The 26,361-nt window shown below is 66.8% G+C and carries 25 protein-coding genes; 14 read left to right on the forward strand and 11 right to left on the reverse strand.

Annotated elements, in window-relative coordinates; all coding sequences use genetic code 11:
* Positions 1-38 precede the first annotated feature (38 nt).
* Entirely contained in the window at positions 39-467 is a 429-nt protein-coding gene (locus HV786_RS09010; protein WP_056323229.1) for a PaaI family thioesterase, read from the reverse strand.
* A gap of 189 nt (positions 468-656) precedes the next feature.
* Here HV786_RS09010 and HV786_RS09015 point away from each other — a divergent pair, with 189 nt between their 5' ends.
* Positions 657-1,529: an NAD(P)-dependent oxidoreductase gene (locus HV786_RS09015; RefSeq protein WP_128828851.1), complete on the forward strand. Its 873-nt coding sequence runs from the start codon at positions 657-659 to the stop codon at positions 1,527-1,529.
* Positions 1,530-1,587: 58 nt separating this feature from the next.
* Here the strand turns inward: HV786_RS09015 and HV786_RS09020 are convergent, their stop codons facing one another.
* Together HV786_RS09020 and HV786_RS09025 are read right to left on the reverse strand one after the other, a co-directional pair.
* The gene (locus HV786_RS09020) at positions 1,588-2,859 is read right to left on the reverse strand and encodes an MFS transporter (RefSeq protein ID WP_175210566.1); all 1,272 of its coding nucleotides are present in this window, start codon (positions 2,857-2,859) and stop codon (positions 1,588-1,590) included.
* A 301-nt stretch (positions 2,860-3,160) separates the two neighbouring features.
* Entirely contained in the window at positions 3,161-3,817 is a 657-nt protein-coding gene (locus tag HV786_RS09025; protein WP_063954363.1) for a GntR family transcriptional regulator, read from the reverse strand.
* A gap of 214 nt (positions 3,818-4,031) precedes the next feature.
* Here HV786_RS09025 and HV786_RS09030 point away from each other — a divergent pair, with 214 nt between their 5' ends.
* The 4 genes from HV786_RS09030 to HV786_RS09045 all read left to right on the forward strand — a co-directional run bounded on the left by HV786_RS09030 (position 4,032) and on the right by HV786_RS09045 (position 8,833).
* Positions 4,032-5,006, forward strand: coding sequence for a Bug family tripartite tricarboxylate transporter substrate binding protein (locus tag HV786_RS09030; RefSeq protein WP_063954364.1), 975 nt, complete (start codon positions 4,032-4,034; stop codon positions 5,004-5,006).
* A gap of 24 nt (positions 5,007-5,030) precedes the next feature.
* Positions 5,031-6,626 carry a gamma-glutamyltransferase gene (gene ggt / locus HV786_RS09035; protein ID WP_217472108.1) on the forward strand — a complete coding sequence of 532 codons (1,596 nt, stop codon included), beginning with the start codon at positions 5,031-5,033 and terminating at the stop codon, positions 6,624-6,626.
* Positions 6,627-6,938: 312 nt separating this feature from the next.
* On the forward strand, positions 6,939-8,165 hold the full coding sequence (locus HV786_RS09040) for a trypsin-like peptidase domain-containing protein (protein ID WP_254599468.1): 1,227 nt from the start codon (positions 6,939-6,941) through the stop codon (positions 8,163-8,165).
* A 116-nt stretch (positions 8,166-8,281) separates the two neighbouring features.
* Positions 8,282-8,833 (forward strand): DUF3455 domain-containing protein, encoded by a 552-nt coding sequence (locus tag HV786_RS09045; protein WP_175210570.1) that lies wholly within the window; start codon positions 8,282-8,284, stop codon positions 8,831-8,833.
* Between the two features lie 40 nt (positions 8,834-8,873).
* Here the strand turns inward: HV786_RS09045 and HV786_RS27440 are convergent, their stop codons facing one another.
* From HV786_RS27440 to HV786_RS09085, 7 genes are all read right to left on the reverse strand, one after another.
* Positions 8,874-9,635 carry a DcrB/PsbP domain-containing protein gene (locus HV786_RS27440; RefSeq protein ID WP_276529699.1) on the reverse strand — a complete coding sequence of 254 codons (762 nt, stop codon included), beginning with the start codon at positions 9,633-9,635 and terminating at the stop codon, positions 8,874-8,876.
* Between the two features lie 340 nt (positions 9,636-9,975).
* The gene (locus HV786_RS09060) at positions 9,976-11,082 is read right to left on the reverse strand and encodes a porin (RefSeq protein WP_062842174.1); all 1,107 of its coding nucleotides are present in this window, start codon (positions 11,080-11,082) and stop codon (positions 9,976-9,978) included.
* A 292-nt stretch (positions 11,083-11,374) separates the two neighbouring features.
* Positions 11,375-12,091, reverse strand: a complete 717-nt coding sequence (locus tag HV786_RS09065; protein WP_128829187.1) for a glutamine amidotransferase — start codon at positions 12,089-12,091, stop codon at positions 11,375-11,377.
* 42 nt (positions 12,092-12,133) lie between these two features.
* Entirely contained in the window at positions 12,134-12,403 is a 270-nt protein-coding gene (locus HV786_RS09070; RefSeq protein WP_174245433.1) for a hypothetical protein, read from the reverse strand.
* A gap of 121 nt (positions 12,404-12,524) precedes the next feature.
* Positions 12,525-13,487, reverse strand: coding sequence for a Bug family tripartite tricarboxylate transporter substrate binding protein (locus tag HV786_RS09075; RefSeq protein WP_063954372.1), 963 nt, complete (start codon positions 13,485-13,487; stop codon positions 12,525-12,527).
* A gap of 29 nt (positions 13,488-13,516) precedes the next feature.
* Positions 13,517-14,158 carry an RraA family protein gene (locus tag HV786_RS09080; RefSeq protein ID WP_128829186.1) on the reverse strand — a complete coding sequence of 214 codons (642 nt, stop codon included), beginning with the start codon at positions 14,156-14,158 and terminating at the stop codon, positions 13,517-13,519.
* A 4-nt stretch (positions 14,159-14,162) separates the two neighbouring features.
* Positions 14,163-14,876: a PIG-L deacetylase family protein gene (locus HV786_RS09085; RefSeq protein ID WP_128829185.1), complete on the reverse strand. Its 714-nt coding sequence runs from the start codon at positions 14,874-14,876 to the stop codon at positions 14,163-14,165.
* A 100-nt stretch (positions 14,877-14,976) separates the two neighbouring features.
* Between HV786_RS09085 and HV786_RS09090 the strand changes: the two genes are divergently transcribed.
* Positions 14,977-15,693, forward strand: a complete 717-nt coding sequence (locus HV786_RS09090; RefSeq protein ID WP_128829184.1) for an IclR family transcriptional regulator — start codon at positions 14,977-14,979, stop codon at positions 15,691-15,693.
* On the opposite strand, the gene HV786_RS09095 is transcribed toward HV786_RS09090, so the two are convergent.
* The gene (locus tag HV786_RS09095; protein WP_128829183.1) at positions 15,672-16,574 is read right to left on the reverse strand and encodes a LysR family transcriptional regulator; all 903 of its coding nucleotides are present in this window, start codon (positions 16,572-16,574) and stop codon (positions 15,672-15,674) included. The genes HV786_RS09090 and HV786_RS09095 overlap by 22 nt on opposite strands.
* Before the next feature lie 167 nt (positions 16,575-16,741).
* On the opposite strand from HV786_RS09095, the gene HV786_RS09100 reads away from it, so the two are divergent.
* The 8 genes from HV786_RS09100 to hutH all read left to right on the forward strand — a co-directional run bounded on the left by HV786_RS09100 (position 16,742) and on the right by hutH (position 26,342).
* On the forward strand, positions 16,742-17,239 hold the full coding sequence (locus HV786_RS09100) for a (R)-mandelonitrile lyase (protein ID WP_128829182.1): 498 nt from the start codon (positions 16,742-16,744) through the stop codon (positions 17,237-17,239).
* Positions 17,217-18,014 carry a carboxymuconolactone decarboxylase family protein gene (locus HV786_RS09105; RefSeq protein ID WP_128829181.1) on the forward strand — a complete coding sequence of 266 codons (798 nt, stop codon included), beginning with the start codon at positions 17,217-17,219 and terminating at the stop codon, positions 18,012-18,014. Before HV786_RS09100 ends, HV786_RS09105 begins: the two co-directional genes overlap by 23 nt.
* A 163-nt stretch (positions 18,015-18,177) precedes the next feature.
* Positions 18,178-18,651 carry a (2Fe-2S)-binding protein gene (locus tag HV786_RS09110; protein WP_056323189.1) on the forward strand — a complete coding sequence of 158 codons (474 nt, stop codon included), beginning with the start codon at positions 18,178-18,180 and terminating at the stop codon, positions 18,649-18,651.
* The gene (locus HV786_RS09115) at positions 18,648-20,939 is read left to right on the forward strand and encodes a xanthine dehydrogenase family protein molybdopterin-binding subunit (protein WP_128829180.1); all 2,292 of its coding nucleotides are present in this window, start codon (positions 18,648-18,650) and stop codon (positions 20,937-20,939) included. Before HV786_RS09110 ends, HV786_RS09115 begins: the two co-directional genes overlap by 4 nt.
* Before the next feature lie 75 nt (positions 20,940-21,014).
* The gene (locus HV786_RS09120; RefSeq protein ID WP_128829179.1) at positions 21,015-21,980 is read left to right on the forward strand and encodes an XdhC family protein; all 966 of its coding nucleotides are present in this window, start codon (positions 21,015-21,017) and stop codon (positions 21,978-21,980) included.
* Positions 21,981-22,137: 157 nt separating this feature from the next.
* Positions 22,138-22,881: a histidine utilization repressor gene (gene hutC, locus HV786_RS09125; protein ID WP_418910144.1), complete on the forward strand. Its 744-nt coding sequence runs from the start codon at positions 22,138-22,140 to the stop codon at positions 22,879-22,881.
* Between the two features lie 196 nt (positions 22,882-23,077).
* Positions 23,078-24,760, forward strand: a complete 1,683-nt coding sequence (gene hutU / locus HV786_RS09130; protein ID WP_128829178.1) for a urocanate hydratase — start codon at positions 23,078-23,080, stop codon at positions 24,758-24,760.
* Between the two features lie 52 nt (positions 24,761-24,812).
* Positions 24,813-26,342: a histidine ammonia-lyase gene (gene hutH / locus HV786_RS09135; protein ID WP_128829177.1), complete on the forward strand. Its 1,530-nt coding sequence runs from the start codon at positions 24,813-24,815 to the stop codon at positions 26,340-26,342.
* The last annotated feature ends 19 nt before the right edge of the window (positions 26,343-26,361 follow it).

Raw genomic sequence — 26,361 nt, forward strand, 5'->3', positions numbered from 1 at the left:
CCTGCCCCCGCGTTGATCACCCGCGCGGCTCGCCGTGGCTAGCCGTCCGAGGCGGGCACGGCGGCGTGACGGACCGCGAACACGGCGCTGGCCTTGAGCATGGCGCGGCCTTCCACCTGCAGGCGGCAGGTCGCATAGATCAGACGCTTGCCCTGCTTGTCGATCTGCACGTGCGCCTCGAGCCAGTCGCCCGGATTGACGGCGTTCAGGAATTCAACGGACATCTGCGCCGTGACGACGGAGACGTGGGCGTCTTCCGAGATGACAAGCCCCAGCGCGCTGTCGGCAAACGTTGCCAGGAATCCCCCGTGCGCCATGCCGTGCATGTTGCCGTGCGCCGTGGTGACACGCAGCCCCAGCACGTTGTCGGCCTTGCGGCGGTAGAACGGGCCAAGATCGTTCAGGTGGCGCATGAACTGGCTGCTGGGATACCAGGGCGTGAAACCGGCGGGGATGGAGTCTGTCATGGCTGCCGCTGCAAGAGTCCCGATGGACGATCCTCGAAAGTATTCCAGACCCGCCCGCCCCGGCATAGCGCGGTGATCGGCGCGCGGACGCCCGACCCGCCGCCGCGGGTGCTCGTTGGCCCCGCTTGCGGCTTCTGCGGGTAAGATTTACGGCACAACAATCACCCTACATGGCAGGAGCAGTGGAAGATGGCAAAAGTCGGCATGGTTGGAATCGGCCTCATGGGCCACGGTATTGCAAGCAACCTGGTCAAGCACGGTCACGCGCTGACCGTGCTTGAGCATCCGGGCAATCAGCCCCTGGACTCGCTCAAGGCTGCTGGTGCGGTCAGCGTGGCCAGCGGCGCCGAGCTTGCCGCGCAGTCGGATGTGATCATCCTGTGCGTTACCGGCAGCCCGCAGGTCGAAGCCGTGCTGCTGTCGCAGGGCGGCGTGCTCGAGGGACTGCGTCCGGGCACCGTCATCATCGACTGCTCGACCGCCATCCCCTCGTCCACCGTGAAGGTCGCCCAGGCGGTCACCGAAAGCGGCGGGCGCTTCCTGGACGCGCCCATGACGCGCACGCCCAAGGAAGCCGCCGAAGGCCGGCTGAACCTGCTGGTGGGCGGCGATGCCGCGCTGTTCGAGGAATGCAAACCGCTGCTGGCCTGCTTTGCCGAAAACATCACCCATGCCGGCCCGGTGGGCGCGGGCCACCGGATGAAGCTGCTGCACAACTATGTGTCGTTGGGCGTGGTGGCGCTGCTGTCCGAAGCCGCGGCGTGCGCGCTGCGTTCGGACATCGACCCGGCCGTCTTCACCGAGGTCCTGGCAAAGGGCGGCGGCGGCGGCGTGGCGCTGGAGCGCATCAAGCCGTATCTGCTGGAACAGGATCCGTCGTCGCTGCGCTTTTTCATGTCGAATGCGCAGAAGGACCTTTCGTACTACAACACCATGGCTGCCGAAGCCGGTGCCGTGCGCGAGATCGGCGCCGCCGTGCAGCACACGTTCGACCAGGCCGTCACGCAAGGCGGCGGCGAGCGTTATGTGCCCGAACTGGTGTCGCTGCTGAAAGACCGCTAGCCGTCCCGCGCGCCAGGGATGCGCCGCATCCCTGGCCGGTTGCCGCGGCGCGACGGGTTCAGCGTCCGGCAGCGGCCGCCACGGGCGGCGCCCGCAGGATGCCACGCGGCGGCAGGCGCAGCGAAATCAGCGCCGCCAGCAACAGCAGCACCCCGGCCGACCCGAATGCGACCCAGTGCGTGCCGAAGGTTTCGAAGGCCCAGCCGCCCAGCCACGAGCTGATCATGCCGCCCACCTGGTGGCCCAGATACGTCAGCCCATACAGCACGCCAACCAGCCGGATGCCATATACGTCGGCCAGAATGGCCGAGGACAGCGCGATGCTGCCGGCCCAGACGATGCCGCCAATGGTGGCGGCCAGGTACAGTTCCCAATGCGCACCCACCATGACGAGCGCAAAGAATCCCAGGCCTCGTACCAGATAAATGGCGGCGAGAATGTTGCGGCGCTCGACCTGGTCGGACATGCGGCCCAGCACCAGCGTGCTGAAGATGGCGACCAGGCCGATCAGACCGATGCCCAGCGAACTGGTGGTGGGGTCAAAGCCGTGATCCATCAGCATGGGCATGCCATGCGTGCCCAGCAGGTTCATGCTGAACCCGCAGGCAAACAGACCCAGCGCAACCTGCCAGAACGGCAACGTGCGCAGCGCCTCGCCCAGCTGCGGCGCGGGCGCCTTGGCGGCCGGCTTGGCCGAACTGGATTTCTCGATGATCTGGTGAGGCAGCAGGTCGGTGTGCTCGGGCGCCTCGTCGCGCATCACGAAAAGCGCGATGGGGATGGTCAGGACGGCAAACAGCACGGCAAAGCCCAACAGCGTTTCCTGCCAGCCCACCGCCGAAATGGCGTAGGTGAGCGTCGGGGTCATCAGCGCAATGCCGGCCATTGAGCCCGTGGACAGGAAGAAGAGCGCCATGCCGCGCTGGCGCGTGAACCAGCGGCTGATCACCGGCGTCAGCGCGACGGGGCTGGTGAAGGCAAGGCCGATGGACAGCGCGACACCGAAGGCGAGCAGGAATTCGAAGGGGCTTCGCGCGAAGACGGTCCAGATGGAGGCGGCGACGACGATGGCCGTGCCGGTCAGGAGCACGAAGCGCGTGCCGCGGATGCTGACCAGATAGCCGGCGAGCGGCATGCCCAGGCCATAGCACAGCATGCCGATGGCCACGATGCCCGACAGCAGGCTACGCGAAAAACCCAAGCCTTCGGCCATGGGCAGAAAGAACGGCCCGATCCCCATGCGCAGGCCGACCGTAAACAGCGTGAGTACCGTGGCGGCGCCAACGATGTTCCAGCCGAAATACCAGCCGCCCGACTCTTGCTTGTCCAATTCCTCTTCTCCTCGGTGTCTTTTTTATGGCCGGTTGCGCGCCAGGACTTGCAGACACCGAGGGCAGGCACGGAGGGGGCTCCGCTGTCGACAGGGGGTGGGAAGGACCAGGCGTGAATCGGCTTGCTCGTGCCTGCGGACGCGCGCCGCCGGACGCGTCACATATTACTCCTGGCTATATGCGAGCGGGACGAGGAAACGGGAATCTTGTCCGGTGAGCGGTCAGCGGATTGAAGCCGTTTGTCGGGCGCGGACGGCGCAGTGGCGGCCGGGTGTCGGACACCTGGCGCGGCGGCGCGGGTCAGCCCGCCTGTTCAAGGAACGCCTGCAACGCCGGGACGGTGTTCAGGACGTGCTGGCGCATGGCGGCCTCGCAGCGTGCCGCGTCACGGGTTTGCAGGGCGTCTATCAGTTCCTGGTGGGATTCGCGCACGCGCAGCACACGGCCGGGTTGGGCGGCCCACAGGCGCATGTAGGGCTCGACGACCGAGTGCAGTTCCGAGATCTGGTTCAACAGGCGCGGCTGCTTGCAGAAGCTGCACAGGTATTCGTGGAATTCGCGGTGGGCGGCGGTCCAGTCCAGGTCTTCGTTCGCGCCCTGGTCCAGCTGCGCCAGCATGTTGACCAGCCGGCGGATGTGTTCGGGCCCCATGTTGGCCACGGCGTTGCGCGTCGCCAGCCCTTCGAGCACCGAGCGCATTTCAAAGACCTCCAGCATTTCCTGCTGGTTCAGGCCGCGCACCACGGCGCCGCGGTTGGCGCGGATCTCGACCAGGCCCTCCGAGGCCAGGCGGCGCAGGGCGCCGCGCACCGGCATGCGGCTGGTGCCGATTTCAGCCGCCACGACGTCCGGCACCAGCCGCTGGCCGGGCGCATAGTGGCCCAGGCGGATTTCACGCTGCAAATGCAGGTACGCCTCGTCTTCGGCGCTGATGGCTGTCTTCTGGAATTGCAGCACTTTCGTCCCCGGGCTTGGAAAGCCGCCATGATAGATAACGGCGAAAATAACACAAACTGGATCCAATGATCCATGAATACAAATCCTAATGGCCGGATCCGCGCCACTTGCGTTTAATCCAGGGCAGGACGCGGCATGCCGCGCCCGCTCGGCCGGAAGGGGCAAGAGACCCGCCCGGCCCATACGCTTTCCATAACGCGATCAAGGGGAATCCATGAAATTTCGTCTCATCCGGGCGCTGGCAGGCGCTGCCGCCGTGGCCTTCGCGGCGCAGGCCGGCGCGCAAGCCACGGACTGGCCGCAACATCCCGTGCGCATCGTCGTGCCCTTCCAGGCGGGTTCCGCCACGGACCTGATCTCGCGCCAGCTTGGCGCGGCGCTGTCCGCCGAGCTGGGTCAGCCCTTCGTCATCGAGGCCCGCCCCGGCGCCGCCGCCGCGATCGGCAGCGCGTCGGTCGCACGGTCCGCGGCGGACGGCTACACGCTGCTGATGGGCGGCCCGGCCGCCGTCGTCACCAACCGCTTCCTGCAAAAGCGCCTGGCCTACGATCCGGACGCGTTTGAGCTGGTCTCGATGGTGGCCTACACCCCGAACATCCTGCTGGCCAACCCCAAGCAACCCTTCAAGACGCTGCCCGAAATGGTGGCCTATGCGCGCGCCAACCCCGGCAAGCTGACCTATGCCTCGTTCGGCACGGGCACGACCTCGCACATGGCGGGCGAAATGCTCAAGTCGGTCGCCGGCATCGACATCTTGCACGTGCCCTACAAGGGCGCGGGCGAAGCCATCCCCGCCCTTCTGAGCGGCCAAGTGTCGATGTACTTCGACACCATCATGACCGGCCTGCCCCAGGCCAAGAGCGGCGCGCTGCTGGCGCTGGGCATGTCCAACTCGCAGCGCTCGGCGCTGGCGCCGGACATTCCCACGATCGCCGAGCAGGGTTTTTCGGGCTATGACATCGCGCCGTGGTACGGCCTTGTCGCACCGCAGGGCACGCCCGCACCGATCCTCGACAAGCTCAACCGCGCCGTCAACAAAGTGCTTGCCGATCCCGCATTGCGCGGTAAGCTCGCCGAAGCCGGCGCCGAGCCGCGTGGCGGCAGCCGCGAGGAATTCGCCGCCTTCATCAAGGCCGAGATTCCGCGCACCAAGCAGCTGATCGACCAGGCCGGCATCACCCCGCAGTAATTTTTCCAACGAGTTCCAGCATCCATGTCCTCCCCCTTCGATTGGTCTTTTCCGTACGCTTCCCGAAAAATGCCGGTCCTGGCCGCCAACGCGGTCGCGACCAGCCAGCCACTGGCTGCGCAGGCGGGACTACGCATGCTGCTGGCCGGTGGCAATGCCGTTGACAGCGCCATTGCCACCGCGATCGCCCTGACCGTCGTCGAACCCGTGATGAACGGGATCGGCGGCGACATGTTCGCCCTGGTCTGGCACGACGGCCAGCTCCACGGCTTGAATTCCAGCGGCTGCGCGCCGGCCGCGTGGACGCCCGAATACTTCAACGGCCGCGATGCGATGCCGGGCACCGGCTGGGGCACGGTCACCGTGCCGGGCCAGGTCGCCGGCTGGAAGGCCTTGTCCGACCGCTTCGGCAAGCTGCCCTTCGCCAAGCTGTTTGAACCGGCGATCGCCTACGCCGAAGAGGGCTTCGCGGTGTCGCCGACCATTGCGCGCCAATGGGCCAACCAGGCGCCCAAGCTTGCCGCCGAACCCGGCTTTGCCGACGCCTTCCTGCCGCAAGGCCGCGCGCCGCAAGCCGGCGAATGGTGGCGGTTTCCGGACCAGGCCAAGACGCTGCGCGACATCGCCGAGACCGGCGGTGAAAGCTTCTACCGCGGCGAACTGGCCCGCAAGATCGCGGACTTCGCCAGCAAGACGGGCGGCGCCCTCAGTGCGGTGGACCTCGCCGAGCACCGGCCGGAATGGGTCAAGCCCATCTCGCAATCGTTCCGCGACTACGAACTGCACGAGATCCCGCCCAATGGCCAGGGCATCTCGGCGCTGATGGCGCTGGGCATGCTCGAGCAATTCGACCTGGAAGGCATGGGCCGCGACAGCGCCGACTACTACCACGTCAGCATCGAAGCCATGAAGCTGGCGTTTGCGGACCTGCACCACCACGTCGCCGATCCGCGCCACATGCGCACGGACGCGCGCGCCCTGCTCGACCGCGCCTACCTGGCCGAACGGGCCCGCCTGATTTCCATGGACCGCGCCAGCGTGCCCACGGCCGGCACGCCGGCCACCGGCGGCACGGTCTACCTGACCGCCGCCGACGCCAGCGGCACGATGGTGTCCTTCATCCAGTCCAACTATCACGGTTTTGGCTCGGGCGTGGTCGTGCCCGGCACCGGCATCAGCCTGCACAATCGCGGCCTGAACTTCGTGCTGAAGCCGGGTCACGCCAACCAGGTTGCGCCGCGCAAGAAGCCGATGCACACCATCATCCCGGCATTCGTGACGCGCCGCGGCCAACCTCTCATGTCGTTCGGCGTGATGGGCGGATCGATGCAGGCGCAGGGCCATCTGCAGATGGTCACGCGTCTGGCGGCATTCGGCCAGAACCCGCAGGCCATGAGCGACGCGCCGCGTTTCCGCGTCGAGAACGGCCCTGTCGTGAACGTGGAGTCGCACCTGCCGGCCGACGTGATCGATACGCTGCGCGCGCGTGGCCACAACGTGGCGGTCGCGCCGGCGGACAGCCTGGAGTTCGGCTCGGCGCAGCTCATCTGCCGCCTGCCGCAGGGCGGCTACATCGCGGCGTCCGACTCGCGGCGCGACGGCCAGGCCGTCGGGTTCTGACCACGCGGGGCACGCCGGACCGGGCGCCAAAGTTCGGCGACAATCCGTGACCGCTCGCGCGCCGGCCGCAAGCCGCGCGCGTCGTCACACGCGTGCGGCGGGGACGGCAGATTCTGCCGCCTCGTTGCCGGAAGGATCGATATGCCCCGCCTGGCCTTGCCGCCTCTTGAACCCCGTTGTTTCGCGCGTAGCGCATCGCGCCGCGCGCGACGCCTACCCGCATTCCTTGCAACGGCCTGCTGCGCCCTGCTGCTGGCCGCGCCGCCATCGCCGGCGCACGCCGCGCTTCCTCTGGCCGTCGACGGACAGCCCTTGCCCTCGCTGGCCCCCATGCTCGAGCGCGTCACGCCCGCAGTCGTGAACATCTCGGCGCAATCCGACGGACAAGCGGCCAACCCGGTGCGCGCGCCCGGCGGCATGCGCCAGAACGTCGGATCGGGCGTCATCGTCGACGCCAGCCAAGGCAACGTGCTGACCAATCACCACGTGATTCGCGGCGCCGCCACCATCCGGGTGTCGTTGCAGGACGGCCGCAGTTTCAACGCCACCGTCGTGGGCAGCGATCCGGACACGGATCTGGCGGTGCTGCGCATCCCCGCGCAAAACCTCCAGGCGCTGGCGCTGTCCGATTCCAGCGATTTGCGCGTGGGCGACTTCGTGGTCGCCATCGGCGATCCCTACGGTCTGGGCCAATCCGCATCGTCGGGCATCGTGTCCGCGCTGGACCGGTCCAGCCTGCGCGCCGCCGGCTACCAGAACTTCATCCAGACCGACGCCTCCATCAATCCGGGCAACTCGGGCGGCGCGCTGGTCAATCTGAACGGCGAACTGGTGGGCATCAACACGATGATCTACACGCCGTCGGGCGGCAACGTGGGCATCGGCTTTGCCATTCCGTCCAACCTGGCGGGCGAGGTCATGCGGCAGTTGCTGCAGCACGGGCAGGTGCAACGCGGCGGACTGGGTCTGGACACGCTGGACATCACGCCGCGCAATGCGCGCCAGCTTGGCCTGGCGCCAGGATCGACGGGCGTGGCCGTTGCCCGCGTGGCCGATGGTTCTCCCGCGCAGAAGGCCGGCATCCAGGCCCGCGATCAGATCCTGTCGATCGACGGCAAGGCCATCGGTTCCAGCGCGCAGCTGCGCAACGCCGAGGGCCTGCTGCCGGTGGGCCGCCAGGTGCGCTTGGGGCTGTTGCGCGCGGGCGCGAAGCGGGACGTCGTGCTGCGCATCGAACCGGAACAGAACGAGCGCCTGCATGGCGGCTCGCTGGACGCGCGCTTCAACGGCGTCGAGTTCACCGAAGTGGGACGCGCGCAGCGCGTACAGGGCAATGACGGCGCGGCAGTCAGCGCCACCTATCCGGACCGGGGCCCGGTGGCCGCGCGCCTGCAGCGCGGCGACATCGTCATCGGCGTGAACCAGCGACCCGTCAGCAAGCTGGCGGACCTGCGCGACCTCCTGAGCGGCGCGGGCGCGCAGCCGCTGGTGTTGACGCTGCTGCGCGGCAAAGCCGCCTACACGCTGCAAGTCAATTGAGACCAGCGCCGGCGGGGAATCGTGGCAGAATGGCCCGATTCCGGCTCAGCCGGACCTTGGGCCAAGCGCGCCCGCAACTGCCACCGCGGGCGCCCTGCCCGCCCGAAGGAGCATGGATGAACCGCATTCCGACTCACCCTCGCCCGGCGTTGGCCGGACTGTTCCTGGCGGCCAGCCTGGCCGCCTCCGCCGCGGCGGCCCAGGACAACGTGCCGCAGATCATGCAGGTACCGGCAGACAACAGCGTCGCATGGCGCGCGCCGGCCGAAGGCGTCATCACCTACGAATGCCGGATGATCCAGACCGACGGCGCGCGCTACGCCTGGGTCATCGCGGGCGCGAGCGCCACGCTGGGCGCGGGCCCGGCGGGATCATCGGGCCCGCGCGGCACGTACAAGAGCCCGCCGGAAAGCTGGCGGGCCGCCGACGGCTCGACCCTGACGGGGATGGAAACCGTGCGCGCATATGCCGGACCGGACCGGCTGTACGACCAGCTCGTGCTGGCCAATCCGTCGGGAGGCGTGGGCGTGCTGACCGGCGTCACGTACATTCAGCGGCTGGTTCGCGCAGGCGGCGGCGTGCCGCAAACGACCTGCTCGCCGGCCACCAAGGGCCAGAAAACGCAGGTGGCATACCAGGCCGATTACGTGTTCTGGAAGCCGAACTGATTCCCGCAGGAGCGACGGGCGCTCTGGCCAGTCGGGCCCATTACGGCGTTACCGTCATGCCCTTTTTCAGTTCTTCGACCAGCCCGGGATGCCGGGCTTTTTCTTGCGCCAACGTATAGACCGAAAAGGTCACGACCTTTTTGCCCGACGCCGCGAACAGCGCCGTCAGTTCGGCGGGACGGCCGGACAGCCTGCTGGTTGCATCAAGTTGAAAGACGCCGATGCTGCCGACCTTGAACGCGCCGTCGCCCGTCTTCTTGAACGTGGGCACCGCGGCCTGCTGCTGCGATTGGAAGCCTGCGGCCATCGCCCCCAGCGTGAAGGCGTCGTCATCGCCAACGGCCTGTTCGACCGGCACATCGATCACGATGATGGCCTGCATGGTCGCGCGATTCAGGTAGATCTTGCCCGAGACCTCGGGCGTGGCCGGATCGGACGGAAACTCGGTTTCGGTGAAACCCGCGGGAATGGCGACGTGGAGCTTGCCGTCCAGGACCTGCAGCGGCGGCGGAGGTGGCGGCGGCGCCACCGCGGCGTCCACGGGCGCGCCATTCGGATCCTGCGCGGCGGCGGGGTCGCCGGACGCTTTGGCATCGGCGGGCTTGGCTTCTGCTGGCTTGGCTTCTGCTGGCTTGGCTTCTGTTGGCTTAGCGTCTGCTGGCTTGGCGTCTGCTGGTTTGGCTTCGGCAGGCTTCGATGCGGCAGGCTTCGCTTCAGCCGGCTTGGCGCCAGCCGCCGAGGCATCCTGGGTCTGCGCAGGCGCGGCCGTCGCGGTCAGGGCCAGCGCCAACGCCAAAGTCATTTCCGCGAGCCGAGCGTTGTGCGTTTGCATAGCTATCCGATGATTAGGCTGAGCTTGCAATACTACAACGCCAACGCGGCCCTTTTGGGCAGCGGTCGCTAAATGGGATTGTGCGAAGGCTTGGCCGGTGGTCAGCCAGAAATGGCAAAGCCCGCGCCAGAATGCGCGGGCCTTCGGTTTGCCATGATCGAAGTTCGGGTGAGCGGACTGAGAGTGGAGCTAGGGAGGTGGCCGCTTTTTTCGCGTCTGTGGCCGGGTAAGACGCCCAATCCGCTCAGTGCAACCGCGGTGCAGGGCGCAAGCGGCGCGCGCCAGGCGCGCCGCTCATCACGTCTGCCGCTTAGAAGCGATGACGGATACCAACCATGCCGACCGTGCTCTTGACGCCGTCGATGAACGCGAAGTCCGTGGCGTAGGAGCCCAGCGCGTACACGTTCGTACGCTTGGACAGGTTGTACGTGTAGCCGATGCTGTACACGTTCATGGCCGAATCGCCACCGGTCAGCAGATCGCTGTCCGGATCGGCACGTTGCCACGAGGCCAGGATGGAGCTGGCGCCGAGCGGCACGGTCAGGCCGACCATGTACGAGTTGGCCTTGAAGTCTTCGACGCCAACGTTCGAGCGGAAGCCATCGGCGATGGTTTCGGTGCTGCCGAAGGCATTGATGCTCTGGCCGGTGAACCAGCCGTCACGCGTCTGGCCGAAGGCAGCCGCCAGCTTCACGACTTCGAAGTCGTACGAGGCGCCGACGTTCCACGACTTGGGCGTGGCATCGTTGCCAAGCTGGTTGGCGGGGTTCAGCTGGTCGTACGTCAGGGCGACGTTCAGGGGGCCATTCACGTAGCGCACGCCGGCCGTGATGGCGCGGGTGTTGTTGGCGGTGCGGAAGCCCGTCTGCGCCGCGGTCGTGTCAGCGACGTTGAACGAGTAGCCGATACCAGCCTGGAAGCCGCCGAACGACGGGGTCGCGTACTGGACCATGTTGTCGTAACGGACGGTGTTGGCAGCGCTGAACGCGTTGCCGATGTTGGCCTGGCCGTAGCTGGCGCCGAACGGATCGATCGCGCCCAGGTACTTGGAGGCGATGTTGGTCTGACGGCCGAATTCCAACAGGCCCCAGGACGAGCTCTTCAGGCCGATGGTGGCTTGGCGGCCGAACAGGCGGCTGCTCTGGCCCGATTGGCCGTTGGCCGAATTGAAGCCGCTTTCAAGCGTGAACACGGCGGAGAGGCCGTCGCCCAGATCTTCCGAACCGCGCAGGCCCCAACGCGAACCGCTGGAAACGCCATTGCTCATGCCGACCTTGGATTCGTGGAAGCCATCGCCCTTGATCCGCTGATAACCCACGCCCGTATCGATCAGGCCATACAGCGTCACCGAGGTTTCCGCCTGCGCCATGCCGGACAGCGCGGCGAAGATGGCGGTGGCGAACAGAGTCTTTTTCATTACAGATTCCCATTGATGTGAACAGACATGCGCAGGTAGCCAGACCCGCGTTGCGGGCGGCACAGTGATGCACACGGCGCATGGCAGTAACGAATTCTAGGGACGCAATATGTCAGTTCTGGGGACGCAAGGGATGTGGTGGAAAGAACCGCAAATCAATCGCTCTTTTGTGGCGCGCGGCCGACAGCGGCGCACGCGCGCGCCACGCCGGCAGGCGTGTCATGTGCGTGTGATACGAAGGCAGGAAGCCGCAACTTGAAGCCGAAATGCCAAGCGGCTATGTAAATCTCGGCTAAGCGAAGCGCCGCGCAAAGATGCGCAGCAGTTGGCGCGCATGGTGCGTGGGTCCCAGCCCTGCGACCATCGCCGCCACGTCGTAGCCCTCTGCCTCGAAGACCGGCGCCCGGCGCGCCAGGCAGGCCGAAATCAAGGTGGACGAGAACTCGGGGTGAAACTGGACGGACCATGCGTTCGGTCCATAGCGCAGAACCTGGTGCGGATCGTGCCGCGAGCGCGCCAGCACCTCGGCGCCCGGCGGCGGCGTCAGCACGCTCTGCTCATGCGTGAGATTGGCAAGAAAGCGCGGCGGTAGCGCGCCAAACAGCGCATCGCCGGCGACGTCCGCGCAGAAGTCGATGGCATGTTGGCCGATCTCGCGGCCTTGGGGATGGAAATCGACCACGCCGCCCAGCGCGTGCGCCATCAACTGATGGCCGTAGCAGATGCCCAGCAACGGCAGCTGCGCGCGATGCGCGCCGCGCAGCCATTCTGCAGTGCGTTCGCTCCAGGGTTCGCGATCCGTCACCATGGACCAGGATCCGGTCAGCACGGCCCCGGCCAGCTCGTCCCACGCGGGCAGCGCCTCATCATCGTGGGGCTTGCACACGCGCACCGGCAGGTCCGGGTCGTCCAGCGCGGCCAGCATCCAGTCGGACTGTTCGCCTTGCGCCTGCCGCAGGTCTTCGGGCGGGCGGCCCATCTGGATGATGGCGAGCGGTTTTCGGGTCATCGATGACGGTTCTACGGCGTTGGGCAAGACATTAACGGTGGACTACTTATCAAACAGGCGGCGCAGGCGCTGGGACTCGGCCAGGTTCAGGCGCTTGGCCTCGTCTTCCGCGTATGCCCGCTCGCCGACATCGTAAGAGCCTTCGTGCAGGCACTGCTTGCGATTGGACTTGCACTCGTTGCTGGCCCGAGCGGGCGTCGTAGTGGTCGCGCTGGCCTTTTCCTCTGCCGTCGGCTTGGTGGACGAGCAACCGGCCACCAGCGCGACGAAGAACAAGGCCGCGCCGCAGCGGCTGATCGTAAGAATCGACATTTTCCCGGCCCTACAGAAATGCTGTAGGCGCTTTTATAGCAAAGCCTGGCCGGAAAAGACGTGTTAAGTCGTAGCAAAAGCGGGGTAAGGTGACCGCCCTCCCCGCTTCGCCACGCGATGCCTATTCGATTTCGATGCCGGCTTCGTCAATCAGCGCCGTCCACTGCGCGGTGTCGCGCCGCACCGTGTCGGCAAGCTGCTGCGGCGTGCTGGAGACAAACTCCACGCCCTGCGACTCGAACTTCTGGTTCAGCTCGGGATTCTTCAGCGTGTCAACCACCGCCGCGTTCAACTTGGCCAGCACCTCGGGCGGCGTGCCCGCCTTGGCAAAGAGTGCGTACCAGGTCGTGTACGACACGCCCGGCAAGGTCTGGGAAATCAGGGGCAGCTTCGCGGTATCCGCGCCCTTGCTCGGCGCGCTCATCGCCAGTGCCTTCACCGACCCCTTGTCGATCATGGGCTTGAGCGACGGCATGCTGCTGAACAGCGCCTGAACCTGACCCGAGGCCAGGTCGGTCAGCACTTGCGAGGTGCCCCGGTACGGCACGTGCACCACGTCCACCTTGGCCTTGCTCTTGAACAGTTCCATGCCCAGATGCGCCACGCCGCCCACGCCTGCCGACCCGAAATTGACCTTGCCGGGATGGGCGCGCGCGTAATCGACGAGTTCCGGCACCGAATTCACCGGCAACTGCGCGTTCACCACCAGGACGTGCGGGCTTTCGGTCAAGAGGCTGATCGGCGCCAGCACTTCCAGCACCTTCTTGCCCTGCATGGCCTTGGACGGCACCGTCATGTTGCCCGAGGCAGGCATGAGCAGCGTATAGCCGTCCGCTTCGGCCCCCAGCACCTGGTTCAACGCCGGCACGCCGTGACCGCCGCCCGCATTCACGACCACCACGGGCTGCCCCAGCTTTTCGCCAAACAGCTTGGCGAATTCGCGTCCCACCATGTCCGCGGGGCCGCCTGCCGCGAACGGCACGATCATGCGTATCGGCCTTTCGGGATAGTCGGCGTTGGCCGCGGCAAAGGGCGCAAGGCCCGCCATCAGGGCAATCGCGCCCAGCGTGTGCTTGAAGTTCATTGTCTTCCTCCTGTTGTATTGAATAGCTGTTATTCGGACGCAGGCAGCGACGGCCCAACGTCCAGCGTGGCCTTGGCCAGCGCGTCGTCAAGCCACACGGGCCGCAGTTCGCCGCGCGCGATGGCGGCCATGCGGCGGGCTTCGGCGCCGGCTTTGGTCAAGGCTGCCGCAACCATCGCGTCCATTTCCGCCGGGGCGACCACGACCAACCCGTCGTCATCGCCCAGGATCCAGTCGCCCGGATCGACGCGCACACCGCCGCACTGGATCTGGCGGTTCACACTGCCGCCGCCGGCCTTGGCGGGCCCCGCTGGCGATATCGCAGCGGCGAACACGGGCAGCAGGCCCTGGCGCAGCTCTGCCGCGTCGCGCACCGCCCCGTCGATCACCACGCCGGCGATGCCGCTTGCGGCGGCCTGCGCACACATGATTCCGCCCATCACCGCGCGTTCGGTGTAGCCCTGCGCATCCACCACCAGCACATCGCCGGGTTGCGCAAGCGCGAGCGCCGCGTGGATCGCCAGGTTGTCGCCCGCCGGGACCGACACCGTCAGCGCGCGGCCGCGCAAAGTCCATCCCGCACGCAGGGGTTTGATCGCCGCACGCAGATAGCGCGCGCCGGCGTCCGCCAGCAATGTGCTGGTCAAGCCGGATTCGTGGATGTCGCGCATGGGGTCACTCCATCAAGGCCGAAACCACGGCCGGGAAAATGCTCTGATAGGCCTCGCCATAGCGCGTGCCCGCCGTTTTGCCCCGGCGCCCGGCCTGCGCGCCGCGTTGCAGCGCGACACGCTCGTAGTACGCCCACAGGTTGCTTTGCGTCGGCATGGCCTGCATGGCTTGCCACTTGCGCTCCCACACCTCCGTGATGTCCAGCAGCACATTGGGCTTGAAGCCGCACAACTCGGTCTGATGCGGCTCAAAGCACAACACTTGCGGCGGCACCACGAAATCGGCGCCATGCCCCGGCGCCATCGCCTGCATGCGGCCGCGCAGCGTCATTTCGAACGTGCGGCAGTGATCGAGGTTGGAAGGATCGTGCTCGGGGTGGGTGAGCACCACCGCCGGCTTCGTGCGGCGCAGCGTCTCGGAGATGCGGCGCACGGCGTCCGGCGAGTCGGGCAGCGGATAGTCGCCCAGGTCGTGAAAATCCACGCTGCTCACGCCCAGGATCTGGGCGGCGGCTTGCGCTTCGGCGTGACGCTGGGCCTTGACCGCCTCGCGCTGCGTATCGCCTTTCCACGCCGAGTTGGACTCTCCGTTTTCGCCATAGCTCAGGCAGACCAGATGCACCTGTACGCCACGCTGCGCGTGCAGGGCCATCGCGCCACCACAGCGCCAGACAAAATCGCCCACATGGGCAGTTACCACCACCATCGAATTTGCCATCCCGGCCTCCCGAATCAACAGACTGGGTGCATTTTAAATTTACGAAACGACGTTGTATTACGTACAATCAGCAAGCAAAAATGCACCTCTTGGAGAATTCATGAGCAATGATGGCGTCGTGGCCGTTGAACGCGCGCTCAGCGTGCTGGACTGCTTTCGTCCCGGCGCGGAGCACCTGTCGCTGGCCGATTTCGCAACCCGCCTTCCCTTGCACAAGACGACGATCTTTCGCCTGCTCAATTCGCTGGCGCGCTGCGGCTATGTGGTGCGCGAGCCCGACGGCCGCTATGGGCTGGGCCCGCGCGTGCTGTTCCTGGCGCGGGTCTACGAGCGCGGCTTCGACCTGGAGGCCGTCGTCATGCCGGTGCTGGAGCGGCTGTCGGCAGACACCGGTGAAAGCGCGGCGTATTACGTAGAAGGCGGAGAACCGGGCCAGCGCCTGTGCCTTTTCCGGCACCAGCCGCACGAAGGCCTGCACAGCCAGGTCATTGCCGGCAGCGTGATGCCACCCGACAAATCATCCACGGGCCAGGTCTTTGCGATCTGGGCGCAAGGCGAACGGCGCGATCAGGTCCGCCTGCCGATCTTCTCGTGCGGCGCGCGCGATCCGTATACGTCGTCCTGGTCTGTTCCGGTCATCGGCCAGGAAGACCGCTTCGTCGGCGCGCTGACCATTGCCGGCCCCTCGGCACGGCTCAATACTGTCGATGCCAAGGCGTTCGAGGCCATGATCCTGGAACGCGCCGACGACCTGTCACGGCGGTTGGGCGCTTCATCCGACATGCGCGCCGTGCTTTACCGGCCGGACGCGTCGTAGCGCAGTGCCTCGATAACCAGCGCCAACGCCGGCGAAAGCTGACGACGGTTTGCGTAGTAAAGGTGATACCCGGGAAAGACTGGCCACCAATCCTGCAATACGGGCGCTAGCCGGCCCGCTTCAATGTGTGGTTGAACCAGGTCGTAAGGCACATAGGCCAGACCCATGCCATCGAGCGCCGCCTGCAGCATAAGGAACGTGTTGTTGAAAACCGTCTGCCCGCTCACGCGAACGCTCAGTGCGCGTCCATCCCTCTCAAAGTCCCACGCATACAGCCCGCCGTGCGTGGGCAGCCGCAGATTGACGCACTGGTGGCCGGTCAGATCCTGTGGCGTGACGGGCAAGGTTCGGCCAGCCAGATAGCCCGGCGACGCGGCCACCGCCATGCGCAGGTCGGGTGCGATACGCACCGCGATCATGTCCTTGTCCACGCGATTTCCCACTCGCACCCCAGCGTCGAACTGGTGCGCGGCAATGTCGGTCATCGCGTAGTCCACGCTGAATTCGATCTGCACGTCGGGATACTGCCGCAACAGCGGCAACAGGCGCGGCCACAGCGCCGTCACGATGGCATGGTCATGCGCGGTGATGCGCACCGTGCCCGCAGGCTTGTCGCGCATTGCGGTCAGCGACTCCAGTTCCTGCTGTATTTCGCTTAGCCGGGGGCTCAGGACGCTCAGCAGCCTGGCGCCCGCTTCGGTGGGAGAAACGCTGCGCGTCGTTCGGGTAAGCAGGCGCACGTCCAGGCGCGCTTCGAGCGCAAGCATGGCGTGGCTTAGTGCCGAGCGCGACACGCCAAGCTGGGCTGCCGCGCGGGTAAAGCTTCGCGCCTGCGCAACCGCGACGAAGGCCTGCAGGTCATTGAGATTCTCTTTCGGCATTGGTGAATCCTGTGCACCAGGGCATCCGGATTTTGCGGTCTTCTCATCTAATTCGCCAGATCATACAGTGCATTGGGTGGGCGTCGAATGCGGGTCGGCGCCCCTGCCAAGCCCGGCACGGCGCGCGCTTCCAAGCGCGCCGTTCAATCAACCCAAGGCAATAGAACATGCAGAACCAAGTGAGCAAACTCGCGGTGTGCGCCGCGCTCGTTCAGACGGCGGCGGCCCAAGCCGCAGAACCGCCGCGCAGCGGTGTGCCGGCCGCCCAGCACATCACGCGCGCTGGCGATCAGGCCTCCATTGCAGGCCCGAACGACTACTTCACCGGCCGCGTGCGCATCGACCCCGTCTGGGCCGCCGACAAGGATCTGAACGCGTCTGGCTCGCTCGTCACGTTCGAGCCCGGCGCCCGCTCGGCATGGCACACGCACCCCGCCGGTCAGCGGCTTGTGGTGACCTCGGGCGTCGGCTTGACCCAGGAATGGGACAAACCCGTGCAAGTCATCCGTCCGGGCGACGTGATCGACTGCCCGCCCGGCGTCAAGCACTGGCACGGCGCAGCACCTGGTACGGCAATGACTCACCTGGCCGTCACTGCGTCAGCGGACGGCAAGAACGTTAACTGGATGGAGAAGGTCAGCGATGAACAATACTCCGCCCGCTGATGGCAGCACGCGGCGATTTCGCGCTGGCGCACTGGTTGCAGCCGTTGGTTTGGCCACTGCCGTTGACCTGCCCGTCCACGCCCAAGGAAATCCCAACGTGACCGCAACCGCCCAGTCCTTAGCAGAATCCCCCGCCTCGCTCTCGGCCCGGCAGGCGGCGATCGTGCCCATTGCCGCGTTTGCGGCAGCGGGCGACATCCCCCGGCTCAACGCCGCGCTCGAGCAGGGCCTGGATGCCGGCATGACAGTCAGCGACGCCAAGGAGGTCCTGATCCAGCTCTACGCCTATGCCGGCTTTCCGCGTAGCCTGAATGCGCTGAGCGAATTGATGAAAGTGCTGCAGGCCCGCGAACAGCGTGGCGTCCGGGACGCGCCCGGCGCCGAGCCCATCCGCCCAATCCCCCAGGGCGCCGCGTTGCTGGCAGCAGGCACCGCCAATCAAACCAAGCTTTCCGGCGGTCCGGTTCAGGGCCCCTTATTCGACTTCGCCCCGCTGGCCAATGAATACCTGCGCACGCACCTCTTTGGCGATATCTTCGAACGCGACAACCTGGACTGGCAAAGCCGCGAGATCGCCACAGTCAGCATGCTGGCCGCAATGGAAGGCGTGGAGTCGCAATTGCAGGCGCATGTGCGGATCAGCATGAACGTCGGACTGACGGCGCCGCAGTTGCGCCAGCTTGCCGACATCTTGGCCTCTCGCGCTGACCCGCAGATGGCTCGCCGTGCTACGGCGGCACTGGACCGGCATCTGCGGGCGCCAGCAGGCAAGTGACGCCAGGGGGCCGGTTTCCGCACAGGCATAACCGGTCCTTAACAGACCTATTAGTAGGGCTAATGAATAAAACCGGGATTTTTTCGGCAAAATTCCGGACTCAAGAAGTTATTCCCCCACCCGAGGCAAGGCGACTGTGCCGTGCCTCTCAGGAATTGCCCCCATGACGCAACTGCAAATCAACGGCCAGACCCAGGACGTCAACGTCCCGGACGACATGCCGATCCTATGGGTTCTGCGCGACGAGCTGGGCATGACCGGCACCAAGTTCGGATGCGGCATGGCGCTGTGCGGCGCCTGTACGGTGCATATCGATGGCACGCCCGTGCGCGCCTGCCTTACCCCCGTCTCGGTGGCTTCCGGCCGCCAGCTGTCGACCATTGAAGGCATGGATGCCGATCCGGTCGGCCGCGCGGTGCAGACGGCCTGGGTCGACAACAACGTCGCGCAATGCGGCTACTGCCAGGCGGGCCAGATCATGACGGCGGTGAGCCTGCTGAAGGCCAACCCCACTCCCACCGAACAGGAGATCGCGGACGCCATGAGCGGCAACATCTGCCGCTGCGGCACCTACCCGCGCATCCTGGCCGCCATTCAACAAGCCGCTAGCCGCCTCGCCCAAGGAGGCAAGCAATGACCGCCGCCGCTCAACTTTCGCGCCGCGCTTTCCTGCAGGGCAGCCTGGGCGTCTTGACGCTTGCCGTCACGGCCAAGGGGTGGGTCACGACCGCGGTGGCCGCCGAGCCGGCCGCCAAGGCGTATGGCGCCGACAGCATGCCTGGCGGCACCGTGGACGACCCACTGGTCTTTGTCAGCATCGCCGCCGACGGCACGGTCACCATCGTGGCGCACCGCGCGGAAATGGGCACGGGTGTGCGCACCAGCCTGCCGATGGTGGTGGCTGACGAGATGGAAGCCCGCTGGGAACGCGTGAAGGTCGTGCAGGCGCCCGGCGACGAAGCGCGCTACGGCAATCAGAACGTGGACGGCTCGCGCAGCATGCGGCACTTCCTGATGCCGATGCGTCGCGTGGGCGCCGCGGCCCGCCAGATGCTGGAAGCCGCCGCAGCAGCACGCTGGGCCGTGCCCGTTGCCGAGGTCAAGGCAGAGCAGCATGAAGTGCTGCATGCGCCCACCGGCCGGCGTCTGTCCTACGGCGATCTGGCGGCGGACGCGGCCAAGCAGCCCGTGCCGGCCAGCGACGCGCTCAAGCTCAAGGACCGGTCCGCATTCCGGTACATCGGCAAGGACCAGGTTCGCCTCGTGGACCTCGAAGCCATCGGCAAAGGGCAAGCCACCTACGGCATGGACATGCGCCTGACCGGCATGGTCTATGCGGTCGTGGCGCGGCCTCCCGTCGTGGGCGGCCGGCTGCGGCGTTTCGACAGCGCCAAGGCGCTGGCCGTGCCCGGCGTGCTGAAGGTCGTCGAGATTCCCCCCATGCAGGGCGCCCCCGCATTCCAGCCGCTGGGCGGCGTGGCCGTCGTGGCGCGCAACACCTGGGCCGCCCGCCAGGGACGCGACGCGTTGGAGATCGAATGGGACGATGGTCCGAACGGCAGCTATGACTCGGCCGTCTACCGGCAAACGCTGCAGGCGGCGGCCCGCGCACCCGGCAAGACGATGCGCAACCAGGGCGACGCCGCCAATGCCTGGGCCAAGGCGCCCGAAGCCGAGCGCGTGGCCGCGGAATACTATTTGCCCCATCTGGCGCACGCATCGATGGAACCGCCGGTCGCCACCGTGCAGATCAAGGGCAACAGCGCCGAGGTTTGGACGTCCGTGCAGAATCCGGCCGCCGCTAAAAGCGCTGTCGCTGCGCGTCTGAAGCTGGACCCCGCCAACGTCAAGGTCAACGTGTTGCTGCTGGGCGGCGGCTTCGGGCGCAAGTCCAAGCCCGACTTCGTGGACGAAGCCGCCATCGTGGCCCGCGCCATGCCCGACGGCACGCCGGTCAAGCTGGTCTGGACGCGCGAGGACGATATTCATCACGACTATCTGCACACCGTGTCGGTCGAGCGACTGGAAGCCGTCATGGACGCGCAGGGACAAGTCCAATCCTGGCTGCACCGCAGCGCCGCCCCCACCATCGCGTCGCTGTTTGCGCAAGGCGCCAAGGGGCAGCAGATGTTCGAATCGGCCATGTCGGCGATCAACATGCCCTACCGCATTCCGAACGTGCGCGTGGAGACCGCCGAAGTCGACGCCCACGCCCGCATCGGCTGGTTCCGGTCGGTCGCCAACATTCCCCATGCCTTCGCCGCCCAGTGCTTCATCGACGAGCTTGCGCACCGCGCGGGCAAGGATCCGCAAGCCTTCGCGCTGGACCTCATCGGCCCGGCCCGCCAGATCGACCCGGGCACGATGGCCGACACGTGGAACTACACCGAGTCGCCTGAACGCTACCCGTACGACACCGGCCGCCTGCGCGGCGTGATCGAGGCCGCGTGCAAGGGCGCGGGCTGGGGCCGCACCTTGCCCAAGGGACATGGCCTGGGTTTGGCCTTTTGCTACAGCTTCATGAGCTACACGGCCACGGTCGTCGAAGTGGCGGTGGACGACAAGGGCGAGGTCCGAGTCGTCGCCGTGGACATGGCCATGGACTGCGGCCCGCAGATCAACCCCGAACGCATCCGCGCGCAAATGGAAGGCGGCGCCATCATGGGCCTTGGCCTGGCGCTGACCAGCGAAATCACTTTCGAAAAAGGCCGCGTGAAGCAAAGCAACTTCCATGACTACGAAGTCCTGCGCCATAACGCCTCGCCGCGCGTGATCCGCACGCACCTGGTCAATGACGATCACGCATTGCCGCCGGGCGGCGTGGGCGAGCCCCCGGTGCCGCCCGTGGCCCCCGCCCTGTGCAACGCCATCTTCGCCGCCACCGGCAAGCGGATCCGCAGCCTGCCGGTGCGCAAGGTGGCATGATGGCGGAACCCGCGACTACGCCCCGCACAGGACCGCCCGCCATGACCGCATGTCTTATCCGCCCGGAGCCCGCCGATGGAAAGTGTTGATGTGCGCGTGCTGCGCGCGGCGCGCGATTGGCAGGTGACAGGTCATCGCCTCATGCTGGCCACCGTCGTCAAGACGTGGGGGTCGTCGCCGCGGCCCGTCGGCTCGATGATGGTGCTGCGCGAGGACGGCCGCTGCATCGGATCGGTCTCCGGCGGCTGCATCGAGGACGACCTGATCCACCGCTACACACGGGCCTACGGCGACGGGGCCATTCCGCAGTCGGCGCCCGAACTCGTGCGCTATGGCGTCACGGCCGACGAGGCGCACCGCTTCGGGCTGCCATGCGGCGGCACGCTTGAGCTGCTGCTTGAATTCGAACCCGACGGCGCGGCGCTTGACGCACTGGTCCGCCGGCTTGAGGCGGGCCGCCTCGTGCAGCGGACCGTCGATTGCGCGTCCGGGGCCGTAACGCTCGGCGACGCATCGGCGCCCGAGGCCCTGCATTTCGATGGCGTCACGCTGTCCAGCACGCTGGGCCCCCAATACCGGCTGCTCCTCATCGGCGCCGGCTCGCTGGCCGAGTACGTCGCCACCATGGCGCTGTTCAATGACTTCGCGGTGACCGTGTGCGACCCGCGCATCGAGCACTTGGGCACCTGGTCCGTGGATGGCGTGGCCTTCACCACCGAAATGCCCGACGACGCCGTGCGCGCGCTCGCCCCCGATTCCCGAACCTGCATCGTGGCGCTCAGCCATGACCCCAAGCTTGACGACATGGCCCTGCTGGAAGCGCTGCACAGCCCAGCCTTCTATGTGGGCGCCATCGGCTCACGCCGCAACGCCGCCAGCCGCCGCGAGAGGTTCATGGAACACTTCGATGAAACGGAAGCGTCGCTTCAACGGCTGCACTCGCCGGTCGGACTGCACATCGGCAGCAAGACGCCCGCCGAGATCGCGGTGAGCGTCATGGCGCACATCCTGGCCGTGAAGAACGGGGTCGTCACAGCGTAAAGACGCTGGCGCGCCGCGGCTCTCATGCAGCGACGCGCACGTCCGAGACGAGCCAACCCGCGCATCCATGGGCTTTTGCCGGCCGTTCGCCGGCAATGTGTACCTGTCTATACTAGGACCGCATTTTAATTTTTCGTGTCACACACCCAGGATCCCCGTGGCTGATTCCCCCCCCAAATTGCCTGTCCCAGCCAACGCCCCGCCCGCTCCGCTGTACGCGCAGGTCAAGCAGATGATTGCGCAGCAGATCCGCAGCGGCGCCTGGCCCGCGCATTACCGCGTGCCGTCGGAAGCCGAACTGGTCGAGGAACTGGGATTCAGCCGCATGACGATCAACCGCGCGCTGCGCGAATTGACATCGGAAGGCCTGCTTGTGCGGATGCAAGGCGTCGGCACCTTCGTCGCGCAGCCCAAGGCGCGCTCGGCCCTGTTTGCCGTGAACAACATCGCCGACGAGATCGCGGCGCGGAACCACCGGCACCACAGCCGCGTGGTGCGGCTGGCTGAAGAGCCGGCCGGCGCCGAACAAGCCCAGGCGCTGGAAATCCGTGCGGGGCAGCCGGTCTTTCATTCGATCATCGTCCACTACGAGGACGACGTGCCGATCCAGCTGGAAGACCGCTACGTCAACGTCCGCCTTGCGCCCGACTACCTGAAGCAAGACTTCACGCAAAGCACGCCCTATGACTACCTGACCCGCGTGGCGCCTCTGAGCGCGGGCGAACACGTGGTCGAGGCAATCCTGGCCAAACCGCGCGAGTGCCAATTGCTGCAGATCGAACGCGATGAGCCATGCCTGCTCATCAGCCGGCGCACCTGGTCCGGCGACCGCGCGGTGACCCTGGCCCGGCTGATCCACCCCGGCTCGCGCCACCGCCTGGAAGGCAAGTTCACGACGTGACGCCCGCGCCATTGCGGCGCGCCCCCTGCTGCTATCGCCAATGCCGAATCCCCACGGGGTTCGGCATTTTTCATTGGGGTAATCCCTGATTCGAAATTAAGTCATATACTCTTGTCTATACAACCATAGGCATCATAAGATTCGATCACCTTGGCGCTGGATCACCGCGCGCCTCGACCCGATCCAGGAGACACACTTGAAGCCTTCGACCCGATTCCGCGACGCCCTCATCCGCGCACCGCGGGGCAGCCAGCTCACGGCCAAGAGCTGGCTGACCGAAGCGCCCTTGCGCATGCTCATGAACAACCTCGACCCCGACGTGGCCGAGAACCCGAACGAGCTGGTCGTGTACGGCGGCATCGGCCGCGCGGCTCGCGACTGGGATTGCTACGACAAGATCGTCGAATCGCTTACGGCCCTGAACGACGACGAAACGCTGCTGGTGCAATCGGGCAAGCCGGTGGGCGTCTTCAAGACGCACGCCAACGCGCCCCGCGTGCTGATCGCCAACTCGAACCTTGTTCCGCATTGGGCCACGTGGGAACACTTCAACGAACTGGACGCCAAGGGTCTGGCCATGTACGGCCAGATGACCGCCGGCAGCTGGATCTACATCGGCAGCCAGGGCATCGTGCAGGGCACGTACGAAACCTTCGTCGAAGCGGGCCGCCAGCACTACGGCGGCAACCTCGCCGGGCGCTGGGTCCTGACCGCCGGCCTGGGCGGCATGGGCGGCGCGCAGCCCCTGGCGGCCACGCTGGCGGGCGCGTGCTCGCTCAACATCGAATGCCAGCAAAGCCGGATCGACTTCCGCCTGCGCACGCGCTATGTGGACGAACAGGCCGCCAACCTGGACGACGCCCTGGCCCGCATCGCCAAACACACGCAAGCAGGCCGAGCGGTGTCCGTCGCGCTCTGCGGCAACGCCGCCGAGATCCTGCCCGAGCTCGTGCGCCGGGGCGTCAGGCCCGACATGGTCACCGACCAGACCAGCGCGCACGACCCCTTGAACGGCTACCTGCCCGCCGGCTGGGCCTGGCAGGAATACCGCGATCGCGCGCAGCGCGAGCCCGCGGCGGTCATCAAGGCCGCCAAGCAGTCGATGGCCGTGCATGTGCAGGCCATGCTGGCATTCCAGCGGCAGGGCATCCCCACCTTCGACTACGGCAACAACATCCGGCAGATGGCCAAGGAAGAAGGCGTTGGCGACGCATTCGACTTTCCCGGCTTTGTGCCGGCCTACATCCGGCCGCTGTTCTGCCGGGGCGTGGGGCCGTTCCGCTGGGCCGCGCTGTCCGGCGACCCCCAGGACATCTACAAGACCGACGCCAAGGTCAAGGAACTGATTCCCGACGACGCCCACCTGCACCGCTGGCTCAGCATGGCGCGCGAACGCATCAGCTTCCAGGGGCTGCCCGCGCGTATCTGCTGGGTAGGCCTGGGCGCGCGCGCCAAGCTGGGCCTGGCATTCAACGAGATGGTCCGGTCGGGCGAGCTGTCGGCGCCCATCGTAATTGGCCGGGACCACCTGGATTCCGGCTCCGTCGCCAGCCCCAACCGCGAAACCGAGTCCATGCGCGACGGCTCGGACGCGGTGTCCGATTGGCCGCTGCTCAACGCGCTGCTCAATACCGCCAGCGGCGCGACCTGGGTCTCGCTGCATCACGGCGGCGGCGTCGGCATGGGCTTCTCGCAGCATTCCGGCATGGTGATCGTGTGCGACGGCACCGACGCGGCCGCCGAGCGTATCGCCCGGGTGCTGACCAACGATCCGGCCACGGGCGTGATGCGGCACGCGGACGCCGGCTACCAGATCGCCATCGATTGCGCTCGCGAGCAGGGCTTGAACCTGCCCATGGTGACCGGCAAGCGCGACTGACCGCACAACAATGATCGCAAGCAGCCGGACAACCGGCGTGGGAGAAGAGGAAATGGAATTGCATGTGAAACCGGGCCACCTGACGCTGGCCGACCTGCGGCGCGCCTACCGGCAGCCCGTGCGCCTGACGCTGGATCCCGGCGCCGCGCAGGGCATCGACGCCAGCGTGGCCACGGTTGAACGCATCATCGCCGAAGGCCGCACGGTCTACGGCATCAATACCGGCTTTGGCCTGTTGGCCTCCACCAAGATCGCGCGCGAGGACCTGCAGGCCTTGCAGACTTCGCTGGTGCGTTCGCATGCCGCCGGCGTGGGCGAGGCGCTGGACGACGCGATGGTGCGCCTCATCATGGTGCTGAAGATCAACAGCCTGGCCCGCGGCTATTCCGGTGTGCGCCGCAAAGTCATCGACAGCCTGATTGCCTTGGTCAACACAGGCGTCTATCCCCACATTCCTCTCAAGGGTTCGGTGGGCGCCTCGGGCGACCTCGCCCCGCTTGCCCACATGTCGATGGTGCTGCTGGGCGAAAGCCAGGCGCGCCATCAGGGCGAATGGCTGCCCGCGCGCGACGCCCTGGCGCGCGCCGGCCTGACGCCGTTGACGCTTGCCGCCAAGGAAGGACTGGCGCTTCTGAACGGCACCCAGGTGTCCACCGCGTTTGCCCTGCGCGGTCTGTTCGAAGCCGAAGACATGATGGCGGCCGGCCTTGTTTGCGGCAGCCTCAGCGTCGAAGCCATGCTGGGCTCGCGCACACCTTTCGACGCCCGCATTCACGCCGCGCGCGGCCAGACCGGCCAGATCGACGTGGCTGCCGTCTACCGCAGCCTGCTGGGCGAGGACAGCGAAGTCGGCCATTCCCATGCCGACTGCGGCAAGGTGCAAGACCCCTACTCCCTGCGTTGCCAGCCCCAGGTCATGGGCGCCTGCCTCACGCAGATCCGCCACGCGGCCCAGGTGCTCCAGATCGAAGCCAACGCCGTCTCCGACAACCCCCTCGTGTTCGTCGAACAGGGCGACGTCATCTCGGGCGGCAACTTCCATGCAGAGCCCGTCGCCCTGGTCGCCGACAACCTGGCGCTGACGCTGGCCGAGATCGGCGCCCTGTCGGAACGGCGCATCGCGCTGATGATGGACAAGCACATGTCGCAATTGCCGCCGTTCCTGGTCCGCAAGGGCGGCGTGAACTCCGGCTTCATGATCGCCCAGGTGACGGCGGCGGCGCTGGCCAGCGACAACAAGGCCTTGGCGCATCCGGCCAGCGTGGACAGCATGCCCACGTCGGCCAACCAGGAAGACCACGTCTCGATGGCGCCCAACGCGGGCAAGCGTCTGTGGGCCATGGCCGACAACGTGCGCGACATTCTGGCCATCGAATGGCTGGGCGCGTGCCAGGGGCTGGATTTCCGCGAGGGGCTCAAGACCTCTCCGCAACTGGAACAGGCGCGCCGCGCGCTGCGCGACAAAGTGCCCCACTACGAAGAAGACCGCTTCTTCGCGCCCGACATCGCGGCAGCCAGCGGGCTGCTCGCCGCGCAGGTCATGAACGGCCTGATGCCCCCGGGCCTTTTACCCAGCCTGTGATGCCGACTGTGGCGGCCGG

The organism is Achromobacter mucicolens (assembly GCF_902859725.1).
In the GTDB taxonomy this organism is placed as follows: Bacteria; Pseudomonadota; Gammaproteobacteria; order Burkholderiales; family Burkholderiaceae_B; genus Achromobacter; species Achromobacter mucicolens.